Below are 10914 nucleotides of genomic sequence, written 5' to 3'. Positions count from 1 at the left end.
GGCGGCGTCCTCCGGGGGCCGGAACGGCAGGTTACGGGCCGAAGGCACCCGGGCGCAAGCGCGACTGCGGGTCGCGCGGGCCTGCTTGCCCCACCTTTCGCGCGCCCGGGACGCGCATTAGGGTCGCGGCGCCATGCCGCCGCTGCCGGACTTCCTGCCGCCCGCCCTCGTTGCGACCCTGCGACCGGGGGATGCAGCCGCGCTGGCCCTCTTGGGTCTGCTCTGGCTCGGGCTTGGACGGCTGGCAGAGCATCCGCCGGTCGGACATCCGTCCGTGACGGTCCTGATGGCCGAGGTGCGCCGCGCCTGGCTGCGCGAGTTCCTGCGCCGCAGCAACCGCATCTTCGACGCCCAGATCGTGGCCTCGCTGCGGCAGGGCACGGCCTTTTTCGCCTCCACCGCGCTTCTGGCCGTGGGGGGCGTGCTCGCACTGATCGGCAACGTCGCGCCGCTCGCGGGATTGGCCGAGGAGATCGCGCGCGAGGAGGTGCCGCCGATCCTGTGGCAGATCCGGCTGGTGCCGGCGGCGTTGCTGCTCACCCATGCCTTTCTGAAGTTCGCCTGGGCCAACCGGGTGTTCGGGCATGCCTCGGTCATGATGGCGGCCGTGCCGGAGGATGCGGGCGACCCCGCCGCCCTTCCCCGTGCCGCGCGCGCGGCCGAGCTGATGAACCGCGCTGCGCTCAACTTCAGCCGGGGGCTGCGCTCGCTCTATTTCGCGCTCGCCTCGCTGGCTTGGGTGGGCGGGCCGCTTGCTCTCGCGCTCGGGGCAGGGCTCGTGACGCTCTTTCTGGCCCGCCGCGAATTCGCCTCGGTCCCGCGGGACGTGCTGGCCCGACGGGACCCGGACTGAGCGGCTCAGCGTCGCCCCTCGCGCAGCCAGGCCCCCACGACCAGAAGCGCCGACAGGAGCAGCCAAGCCCAGGCCGGCAGGAGCGCCGCGGTACGCATGTTGGTGACAGCATGGGCGTCGCGCGGGATCAGGCCGATCCAGCCGCGTCCGGCGGCGGGGCGGCCCTCGCGCACCTCGCGCAGGGCGGGCAGGCCGTCCTCGATGCGGGCGATGCCCCCGCGCGTCGTTTCCGCCAGCGGACGGAGCGCCTCGGCATCGGCGATCGTGTCCTCGAACTCGCGGGGGGCGGCAGGCCCCAGGGCGGCCACGGCCATCCGTTCGCCCTCCTGGAGCCGGTAGAGGCCGTCGCCTGCGCCGTCCGTCAGGGTCTCCCACAGGCCGGGTGCGGTCTGCTCCAGCTCGACAACCGTTTCCGTGCCGTCCGGTGCGGTCACGGTGACGGGGCCGGGACCGTCCGGCGAGAGGGTGCGGCGGCTGATGCGCAGCCGCCCTCCTTCCGCCGTGGCGCCCAGCGCCTCTTCCTCCAGTTCGGGCTCCTTCATGAGCCAGTGGGCCAAGCGGCGCAGCATCTCGAGCTGTGGCCCACCCCCTTCGAAACCCCGGTCCCACAGCCAGGGATGATCCGACGCGATCAGCGCCGCGCGCCCCTCGCCGACCCGCGACAGGAGCAGAAGCGCCCGGCCCTCGGGCCCTTCCATGACAACCTGTGCTTCGGGTGCCGGCTCGACCTCGACGAGGCGGAACCAGCGGCCCCAGCCGGGGGTGCCGTCCTCGGCCATCGGTCTGGGGGCAAAGGCCGGAAGGCCCTCCGTGACCGGATGGCGCTCACCCAGGGGGGACAGCCGGGGCAGGAAAGGCTCCTCCAGGACGCGGGCCGTGGGCATGCCGGGCAGGACCGCACCCAGCGGCGAGCGGTAGACCGATTCGGCGCCCCCGTATTCCGGTCCCGCCGACACCAGCACGGCCCCGCCGCGCGCCACATAATCGGCGACGTTCTGGAGGTATTCGTTGGGCAGGATGCCCCGCCGCCGGTACCGGTCGAAGATCACGAGATCGAAGTCCTCGAGCCGCTCCACGAACAGCTCGTGGGTGGGAAAGGCGATCAGCGACAGCTCCTCGACCGGGACGCCGTCCTGCTTCTCGGGCGGCCGCAGGATGGTGAAATGCACGAGGTCCACCGAGGCATCGGACTTGAGCAGGTTGCGCCAGGTCCGCTCGCCCGGATGGGGCTCGCCCGAAACGAGAAGGACGCGCAGCCGGTCGCGCACGCCGTTGATGGCGACAACGGCGGCGTTGTTGCGGGGCGTCAGTTCCCCCTCGACCTCTGGCGTCTCGAAGCGCAGCACGTTCATGCCCCCGTGCGGCAGCACCAGCGGCAGCTCCATGTCACGGCCCACGGGCACCTCGAAGACCATGGGCTCGCCCCCGTCCACCGCGATGGACAGCGGTGCCGTTTCGGCGCCCGGGGCGGCGCCCAGATCCTCGACCCGGACCGTCAGGCTGATCTCCTCGCCCAGGATCGCGAAGGCCGGAGCGTTGCGGATCACCACGCGCCGGTCCCAGTCTTCCTCGCGCCCCGTGAGCAGCACGTGGAGCGGAGCAGGCAGGCGCGAGGGCGCGGCGGCCAGGTCGTGCACCCGCCCGTCGGTGACAAGGACCACCGCCGCCACCCGGCCGGGCGGTTCCTGGGCCAGAGCCTCGGACAAGGCGCGCATGAGCAGCGTGCCCGCATCCCCCTCGCCGTCGCCCAGCCGCGCGACCCGCAGTTCGGTTCCCGGCCGCGCCTCCACCTCAGCGGCCAGGCGCGCCAGGGCTGCCTCGGTCTGCGCCGGCCGATCGCCCAGCCGCTGGGAGGCGGTCTCGTCCACCACGGCCAGCACGATGTCGCCCAGAGGCTCGCGTTCCTCGCGCTGCCAGGACGGATTGAGCAGCGCCAATCCCAGCGCCGACGCCGCAAGGCCGCGCAGCCACCAGCCGGGCAGCCCCCGCCAGAGCGCGAGCCCCGCGGCGAGAAGCGCAAGCCCCAGCAGCGCCGCGACGGCGGGCACGGGCAGCAGCGGATCGAAAAGGATGCGGTCAGCGGTCACGGGCGGGCCTTTCGGCGGCGGAGCAGGCGGCTGTCACCCCTTTCCCGGCGGATCTGCGGGACCGGACGGAGGAGCGCGCGCACCCTCACTGGCCCAGCCGCTCCAGCAGGGCGGGAACGTGAACCTGGTCGGACTTGTAGTTGCCGGTGAGCACGTGCATCACGAGGTTGACCCCGAAGCGGAAGGCCCATTCGCGCTGCCGCTCGCCGGCCAGGCCGCGACCCACCGGCAGAAGCGGTGTGCCCCATTCGTCGAGCGCCCAGGCCCCCGCCCAGTCGTTGCCGCCGATCACCACGGGCGTCACCCCGTCGTTGAGGGCGCGAAAGGGCATCCCCTCCTCGCGCTCGGCATCAGGCGGGGCCGCCTCGACCCAGACTTCGGGCGAGTTCCAGCGCCCCGGCATCTCGGCAATGAGGTAGAACGTCCGGGTCAGGACATGGTCCGCCGGGACCGGCTCGAGCGGCGGGATGTCGAGGCCGCGCGCGATCGCCTGCAGACGCCGCCCTTCCGGTGTGGCCGAGGACGGCCCGCCGATCCCGGCGATGTCGGCGTCGCGCGTGTCGAACAGGATCATGCCGCCCGTGGCGAGAAAGCGGTTGAGCTTCTCGTAGGCCGCGCGGGAGGGGATCGGGCTGTCCGGCGTGACGGGCCAGTAGAGGAGAGGGAAGAAGGCGATCTCGTCGCGCTCGATGTCCACGCCCATGGGCTCCGCCGGTTCGACGGCCGTGCGCGCCCAGAGGGTACGCGACAGGCCGCGCAGTCCAGCCGCCGCGATGCGATCCACCTCCGCATCACCCGTCAGGACATGGGCGAGCACCACCTCGGTCGTCGCCGCGAGTGCGAAGGCGTCGGCTGCCGGGTCCGCAGCAGGCGCTGCATCCTGTGCGACGGCGGGCGGCGGGGTGGCAGGCAGGAACGCGGCAAGGAGCAGCGCCGCGGCGGCCGCTCGGGGACCCGTCAGGCGCCCGCCCAGCGCCAGCGACGCCAGGGCATCGAGCGCCAGAAGCCCCAGGGCAAGGGCCAGCAGCGCCCCCTTGAGAGGGATCTCGCGCGCGACATCCAGTCCCTCGAGCGCCACGGAAGCAGGCCAGGCGGCTGGCGCAAGCCGCAGGTCCGCACCCGCCGCGTTGACCGCCAGCCGCCGATCCTCGCCCGCATAGAGGCCGGGGGGCAGGTCGGGGCCCACGCGGCCCTCTGCGATCCGCTCGCCGGGCACGCCGGCCTCCGTGTCCACCGGCGCCACGCGACCCCAGGCGTCGATCGCGGCCTCGGGGACCCAGACGGTTCCGGCCAGTTCCGCCGCGTCCGGCGGCGCCGTGCGGGTGGAGACGGCCAGCCGCTCCAGCATCGCCACGAACAGGCCCGAGAGCGGCAGGTTGGACCATTCCGCGTTGGCGGTGACGTGGAACAGCACCACCTGCCCCTCGCCCAGGTCCTTGCGTGTCACGAGGGGGGTTCCGTCGGCCAGTTGCGCCGCGACCCGCCCCGCCAGAAGGGGGTCAGGCTGGGCCACGACCTGCGCCGTCACCGCCACGTCCGCGGGCACGGGCAGGCCGAAGAAGGGGCTGCCCTCCGGGAACGGGGCCAGGCCCTTGGGCTCTCCCCAGGACATCGCGCCCCCCACGGCCCGTCCGCCCGCGCGCAGCCGCACCGGCAGGAGCGGGTCCTCCTGCGTCCGCGCCAGGTCCGAGGCGGCCAGCCGGGGGCCGGCAAAGCGCAGGAGCGTGCCCCCCGCCTCGGTCCACAGGCGCAGCGCCTCGGCCTCGCCCTCGGCCATGGCGGCCACGTCGGCCAGCACGATGACATCCGGGTTGGCCGCGATTACGTCGCCCAGCGCCCCCTCCACCAGGTCCGCGTGCGGCGCCAGCGCCTCGCGCAGGTAGTGGAGGGGCGACAGAAGTTCCACCGCCTCGCGCGCGGGGGGCGCGACCAGGCCCACCTCCCGCCGGCGCAAGCCGTCATCGGTCAGCGCCACTGCCCCGGCCGCGCGCATCCCTGCGATCTCGAATCGCGAGATGCGGTTGCGCAGCTCGGCCGGCAGCGCGAGCAGACCCTCCGCCTCGGCCGCGCCGGGCGCAAAGGACAGCGGCAGGGTGGCCAGCACGCGCTCCACCCCCGCGGGGTCGAGGCCCATGGCGGTCACGCTCACCTCGGCCGCGGGTCCCGTGGGCGTGCGCCGGGCGAGCAGGCGGATCGCGCCGTCCTCCCACACGGGCGGCAGGAGCGCGAAGACCGCGCGCGGCTCCTGCACCACCGTCACGGCACCGCGCGCCTGCAACGCACCGAGCAGTTCGTCGCGACCTTCATGCGCAAGGCCGTCCGACAGCCAGATCGTGTCGAAGCGCTCCTCCGGCAGGGCGGCGGCCCAAGCGGCATGGGCCTCCTCGTCGGGCAGCCAGGGCCGAGGGGCCAGAGCGGGCAGGCGGCGCGCGGCATCGGCCGCCTCGCGGAAGGTCACGGCGCCTTCCGGGGCCTCTGTCACCTGCAGGAGGGCGGCAGGGCGTCCGTCGCGGCCGGCCTCCTCCAGAAGGGCGCGCGCGCGGTCGGTCCGCGCCTCCCAGTCGCGCGCATCCGCCCAGCTGCCGTCGAGGACGACCAGAAGCGGTCCCGTCCCGCGGCCCTCGGCCCGCGGGTTGAGCACGGGGCCGGCAAAGGCCAGGATGGCCGCCGCCACCGCCGCGAGGCGCAGCAGCAGCAGCCACCAGGGCGTGCGGTCCGCCTGCCGGTCGCGATCCTCGAGGCCCAGGAGCAGCGCCACGCCGGGAAAGCGCCGCCGGACCGGCGCGGGCGGCACCGCGCGCAGCAGCAGCCACAGGATCGGCAGCGCCAGGAGCCCCAGCAGCAGCCAGGGCGCCGTGAAGCCCAGGGGGCCCAGCACCGTCATGTCCGACGCCCCCCAATCGCGCCCCAGATCCACAGGAGCGCGCCCGAAGCCGGGGTGTCCGTGTGGTGCAGCCCCACGCTCCAGCCCGTCTGCCGCCCCAAGGCGCGCAGGCGCTCCTTGCGCGCATGCAGCCGGTCGAGATAGCGCGGCCGCAGCTCGGCGGCCTTCAGGGTCTCGTGGCGGAGGCTCCCCCCGATGCTTTCGAAAATCGTGCGGCCGCCGAAGGGAAACGCCTCCTCCTGCGGGTCGAGCACCTGCAGCAGCGCGCCCCCCACGCCACGCGCGGCGGCCTCGGAGACGGCGCGTTCGAGCGGCTCGGGATCGCCCAGGAAGTCCGACACGAACAGCGCGCGGGAGCGCGGGGGCAGGTCATGCGCGTGGGGCGCCGCGTAATCGTCCGGGTTGTCCGTCGTCAGCCGCAGGGCCAGCCGCTCGAGCGCTCCGGGTCCCCGCCGGGCGGGCAGCCCTTCGGCCGGCAGACCGACCCGCTCGCCCCCGCGCACGAGCAGGACCGCCGCGGCCAGCGCCAGCAGGCGCGCGCGCGCGGCCTTGGTCGGCAGCCGGGGCGAGGAGGCGAAGTCCATCGAGCGCGCGCGGTCGGCCCAGACGGTGACGGTCTGGGCCACCTGCCATTCCTTGTCCTGCACGAACGACTCGTCTCCGCGCGCTGAGCGGCGCCAGTCGATCGCACGCGCGTCGTCGCCAGGCTGAGCGGGCCGGTACTGCCAGAAATCCGCCCCGTGACCGGGCCGCCGGCGTCCATGCTCGCCCAGGCTTACCGTCGCGGCGAGTCTCCCGGCCTCGGCCAGAAGGGCCGGAAAGGGCGCGGCCAGCGCCTCGGCCCCCGCGCGCAGCCGCGCCGGCGCGGCCGGATCAACCCCTCGGCCAGACGCCTGCGTCCTCACGCGGCCGCCTCGACCCGCGTGGCCCTTTCGGCCGCGCGCGCGATCAGTCCCTCGAGCGAGGCGCCCTCGGCGCGCGCGGCAAAGGTCAGCGCCATCCGATGCTTGAGCACCGGCTCGGCCAGGCGGCGCACGTCCTCGGGCGAGGGAGCGAGGCGGCCGCCGATCAGCGCCTCGGCCCGCACGGCGAGCATCAGCGCCTGCGCCGCGCGCGGCCCCGGACCCCAGGCGACCTGCGCGTTGACCTCGGCGGCGGCCTCTGGCCCGCCGGGGCGGCAGGCTCGCACGAGGTCCAGGATCATCTCCACCACGCCCTCGCCCACCGGCATCCGCCGCAGGAGGTGTTGCGCCTCGAGCAGCTCTCCGGCGGTCAGGACGGGGCGCGCCTCCTCCTCCTCGGCCCCGGTCGTGGCGAGCAGGATGTCGCGCTCGGTCGCGCGGGTCGGATAGGGGACGTCGATCTGGACCAGGAAGCGGTCGAGCTGCGCCTCGGGCAGGGGATAGGTGCCCTCCTGCTCGATCGGGTTCTGGGTCGCCAGCACGTGGAAGGGGCGACCCAGCGGCATGTGCCGGCCCGCCACCGTCACCTCGCGCTCCTGCATGGCCTGAAGCAGGGCGGACTGGGTGCGGGGGGAGGCGCGGTTGATCTCGTCGGCCATCAGCAGCTGGCAGAAGATCGGCCCCGGAATGAAGCGGAAGGCGCGGCTGCCGTCCGCCCCCGTCTCCAGCACCTCCGAGCCCAGGATATCGGCGGGCATCAGGTCCGGCGTGAACTGCACGCGTCCGGTCTCGAGACCCATCACGGTCCCCAGCGTCCCCACCAGCCGCGTCTTGCCCAAGCCCGGCAGGCCGACAAGGAGCGCGTGCCCCCCGCAGAGGAGCGCCGCCAGCGACAGGTCCACCACGCGTTCCTGCCCGATGAAGCGCCGTGCGATCTCGCCCCGCGCCTCGGCGAGCCGTGCTTCCAGCGCCTCGATGCGGGCCACGAGGTCCCCATCCGTCATGGTCAAGTCTCCCCAGGGCCCCTAGCTTCAGGGAATAGGGTGTAGAGGGGGGGCGCGTCATGGGGAAGACAAACGATGGTGAAACCCCGCGCGAGGCGGCCATCCGCCCGCCCGAGCCGCAGCCGGGATCGGCGCCGCCCGCGTCGCGGGCGGAAGGTCTGGCGGCGGCTGCGGCTGCGGCGGGGCGTCGCGGTCCGCCGCCGGTTCATCTGTGGAATCCGCCCCATTGTGGCGACATCGGTCTCAGGATCGCGCGCGACGGGACGTGGTTCTATGCGGGTACACCTATCGGCCGGCCGGCGATGGTCCGACTCTTCGCTTCCATCCTGCGCCGCGACCCGGAGGAATATGTCCTCGTCACGCCCGTCGAGAAGGTCTCGATCACGGTGGAGGACGCGCCCTTCATTGCCACCGACGCGGAGATGGGCCCGGATGGGCGGCTGCGCTTCGTCACCAATGTGGGCGATGTGGTCGAGGCGGGACCCGAGCATGGCATCCGTGTCGAGCAAGACCCCCTGACCGGTCAGCCGCGCCCCTACCTGCACGTCCGCCGTGGCCTCGAGGCGCGCATCGACCGAAAGACGTTCTACCGTCTGGTCGAGATGGGGACGATCGAGGTCCACGAGGGCACCGAATGGTTCGGCGTCCGCACGGCCGATGCGTTCTTTCCGCTCTGCCCTGCCGACCAGCTGCCGCCGGACGGTTCTGCGCCCGACGAGTAGGCGTTCAGCGTCGCTGCGCGACCGCCACACCCAACGCCACGATGGCAGCCCCGGCGGCCTGCGGCCAGGACCACGTCCCGCCCAGGGCCAGCATCACCAGCATCACGTAGAAGGGCGCACCATTGATGTGCAGGCTCGCCAGGGCCACTCCGATCCGCCGGATTGCCAGGATGAACAGAAGCTGCGAGGCCGCCAGCCCGCCCAGCCCGTAGATGGCAAGCAGCGCAAGGTCGCGACCCTCCATTCCGCCCGCCGGCCACGGGGTGGCCCAGCCGCCCGCTGCCGCGAACCCCCAGGCCATCACGGCTGCAAGCAATCCCCCCAGCATGGTCGCCACGCCTTGCGCCAGCGCCGATTGCCCCGGCAGCGAGCGAACCGTGTGGTAGCTGCCCCAGGAGAACACAAGGCAAGAGCCCGCAGCCAGCAGACCGCCCAGGATCAGGTCGCCTCCGGTCGCAGGCGATCCTGCCGCTGCAACCACCCCCCCTGTCACGCTTGCACCGAGCCCGAGCAGGAAGAAGCCCGACAGGCGCCGACGCTCCTCGGCCCATTCCACGAGGGCGGCCGCGACCGGCGCGATCGAGGCGATGACGGCGACCGTCACGGGATCTGTCGCCCGCTGCGCGAGGATGAGCAGGACCGATCCCCCCGCTAGCCCGACCGCACCGAACAGCGCCGCCCGCCCCCAGGGCATCGCGCGCGGCACGCCCTCGAGCAGGAGCAGAAGGGGCCCGAGCAGCAGCAGCGCCATCACGAAGCGTCCGGCCACGAGCGCAAGCGGGTCCCACCGGTCGAGCAGCGCCTCCACGGCCGGAAACCCCACTGCCCAGACCAGCATGGAGCCCACCGCAAGAAGGTTGCCCGACAGAACCGCATCGCCGGCCTGCCTGCCCGGTCGCAGTTGCGCCCCGGTCACCATCGCGTCCTCCGCCGACCCCTGCGTGCCGATGCTGCGGCGATCTGCTCCCGCCCGCGCGTTCGGGGGCGACAGGGAGAGGTCCGCCCACGCCCCCGCAGCGCGCGGTCCGCGCGCTCAGGCCGCGCGCGCCACCAGCACCTTGTCGATGCGCCGCCCGTCGAGGTCCACCACCTCGAACCGCCAGCCTTCCGCCTCCACCCGGTCGCCAAGCTGGGGCAGGCGGTGGAGCTGGTTCAGGACCAGACCCGCCACCGTCTCGTAATCGCCCGCGATCTCGCGCGGCAGGCCCAGCCGCTCGCAGAACTCGTCGGCGGGCATCCAGCCCGAGACGAGGAGGCTTCCGTCCTCGCGTTCGTGGATGGCGGGCTCCTCGGCGGCCGCCTCGCGGAAGGCGCCGGTGATCGCCTCCAGGATGTCGCCCGTGGTGACGATCCCCTCGAACGAGCCGTATTCGTCATAGACGAGACCCATGTGGTTCTGCGCCTGCCGCAGGATGGCAATCACGTCGAGCGCGTTGGCCGACTCGAAGATCACCGGCACCTCGCGCATCAACGCGCGCAGGTCGAGCGGCTCGCCCCGGCTGAGTGCCGCGAAAGCATCGGTGACGTAGAGCACGCCCAGCACTTCGCCGGTGGCAGGGTCCTGCACCGGCAGGCGTGGCCGGCCCGAGCGGCGGATCGCCTCCAGCGTCTCGGCCTCGGGTGCATCCACGTTGAGAAGGACCACATCGCGCCGCGGCGTCATCAGGCCGCGCGCGGTCCGGTCCGCCAGACGCATGACGCCCGACAGCATCTCGCGCTCGCCCTTCTCGATGACGCCCTCCGACTGGGCCTCCGACAGGATGACGCGAACCTCCTCCTCCGTCACGCCGGATCGCTCCTCGCTGCGCAGGCCCATCAGGCGCAGCACGCCCCGCCCCGTGCGGTCCAGCACCCACACGACCGGTGCAGCCACGCGCGACAACCCGTGCATGACGGGGGCCACCACGCTGGCCACCCGCTCGGGGTCGCGCAGGGCGATGCGCTTGGGCACGAGCTCGCCCAGGATCAGCGACAGGAAGGTGATGGTGACGACCACGCCCCCCACCCCCAGCGTGCCCGCCAGCGCCGGCTCGAGCCCCTGCAGCGAGAGCCAGGCGGCCAGACGCGCCCCCAGCGTCGCCCCCGAGAACGCCCCCGACAGGATGCCCACAAGCGTGATGCCGATCTGGACGGTGGACAGGAAGCGTCCCGGATCGGCCGCCAGGTCCAGTGCCGTCGCGGCCCCCCGCTGCCCGGCTTCGGCCAGGGACTTGAGCCGGGCCGTGCGCGAGGAGACCACCGCAAGCTCCGACATGGCCAGGGTGCCGTTGAGCAGGATCAGCGCCAAGACGATGACGATCTCCGTCAGCACGGCGTGCCGTCCGGCGATGGGGAGGGAGACAGGGTCGGCCTCGACAGGTGGCGCCCGGCGCCGTGCCGGGCAGCGGCCAGAATAGGGCCGAGCCGCGCCGAGGGCAAGCCGCGGAGCCGCCTCGCGAGCAGGCGGCCCGGATGTTGCGATC

8 protein-coding genes are annotated in these 10914 nt (G+C 73.6%); 2 read left to right on the top strand and 6 right to left on the bottom strand.

Annotation, left to right across the window (positions count from 1 at the left end; translation table 11 throughout):
• The first annotated feature begins 133 nt into the window (after positions 1-133).
• A complete protein-coding gene (locus tag GT358_RS08000) occupies positions 134-853 on the top strand; it encodes a DUF599 domain-containing protein (RefSeq protein ID WP_166582086.1) in 720 nt (239 codons plus the stop codon).
• Positions 854-858: 5 nt separating this feature from the next.
• Here the strand turns inward: GT358_RS08000 and GT358_RS07995 are convergent, their stop codons facing one another.
• The 4 genes from GT358_RS07995 to GT358_RS07980 form a co-directional block, all read right to left on the bottom strand.
• The gene (locus GT358_RS07995) at positions 859-2940 is read right to left on the bottom strand and encodes a hypothetical protein (RefSeq protein WP_166582085.1); all 2082 of its coding nucleotides are present in this window, start codon (positions 2938-2940) and stop codon (positions 859-861) included.
• A gap of 85 nt (positions 2941-3025) precedes the next feature.
• Positions 3026-5824: a DUF4159 domain-containing protein gene (locus GT358_RS07990; RefSeq protein ID WP_166582084.1), complete on the bottom strand. Its 2799-nt coding sequence runs from the start codon at positions 5822-5824 to the stop codon at positions 3026-3028.
• Positions 5821-6729 carry a DUF58 domain-containing protein gene (locus tag GT358_RS07985; protein WP_166582083.1) on the bottom strand — a complete coding sequence of 303 codons (909 nt, stop codon included), beginning with the start codon at positions 6727-6729 and terminating at the stop codon, positions 5821-5823. The genes GT358_RS07990 and GT358_RS07985 overlap by 4 nt, the downstream gene beginning before the upstream one ends.
• Positions 6726-7730: a MoxR family ATPase gene (locus GT358_RS07980; RefSeq protein WP_166582082.1), complete on the bottom strand. Its 1005-nt coding sequence runs from the start codon at positions 7728-7730 to the stop codon at positions 6726-6728. Before GT358_RS07980 ends, GT358_RS07985 begins: the two co-directional genes overlap by 4 nt.
• Positions 7731-7789: 59 nt before the next feature.
• Between GT358_RS07980 and GT358_RS07975 the strand changes: the two genes are divergently transcribed.
• Positions 7790-8452: a DUF1285 domain-containing protein gene (locus GT358_RS07975; RefSeq protein ID WP_166582081.1), complete on the top strand. Its 663-nt coding sequence runs from the start codon at positions 7790-7792 to the stop codon at positions 8450-8452.
• A 4-nt stretch (positions 8453-8456) separates the two neighbouring features.
• Here GT358_RS07975 and GT358_RS07970 read toward each other — a convergent pair whose 3' ends face one another.
• Positions 8457-9371, bottom strand: coding sequence for a DMT family transporter (locus GT358_RS07970; RefSeq protein WP_166582080.1), 915 nt, complete (start codon positions 9369-9371; stop codon positions 8457-8459).
• Positions 9372-9485: 114 nt separating this feature from the next.
• Complete coding sequence (locus GT358_RS07965; protein WP_166582079.1) at positions 9486-10763, bottom strand: hemolysin family protein; 1278 nt, start codon at positions 10761-10763, stop codon at positions 9486-9488.
• Between the last annotated feature and the right edge of the window lie 151 nt (positions 10764-10914).

Origin of the sequence: Rubellimicrobium sp. CFH 75288 (genome assembly GCF_009904055.1) — a bacterium.
Lineage (GTDB): Bacteria > Pseudomonadota > Alphaproteobacteria > Rhodobacterales > Rhodobacteraceae > Rubellimicrobium.
This window is presented reverse-complemented; position numbering and strand designations above follow the sequence as displayed.

Bases quoted from the DNA above. Each gene is read 5' to 3' on its own strand.
- GT358_RS08000 (WP_166582086.1), top strand. From the start codon at position 134: ATGCCGCCGCTGCCGGACTTCCTGCCGCCCGCCCTCGTTGCGACCCTG.
- GT358_RS07990 (WP_166582084.1), bottom strand. From the start codon at position 5,824: ATGACGGTGCTGGGCCCCCTGGGCTTCACGGCGCCCTGGCTGCTGCTG.
- GT358_RS07980 (WP_166582082.1), bottom strand. From the start codon at position 7,730: ATGACGGATGGGGACCTCGTGGCCCGCATCGAGGCGCTGGAAGCACGG.
- GT358_RS07975 (WP_166582081.1), top strand. From the start codon at position 7,790: ATGGGGAAGACAAACGATGGTGAAACCCCGCGCGAGGCGGCCATCCGC.
- GT358_RS07970 (WP_166582080.1), bottom strand. From the start codon at position 9,371: ATGGTGACCGGGGCGCAACTGCGACCGGGCAGGCAGGCCGGCGATGCG.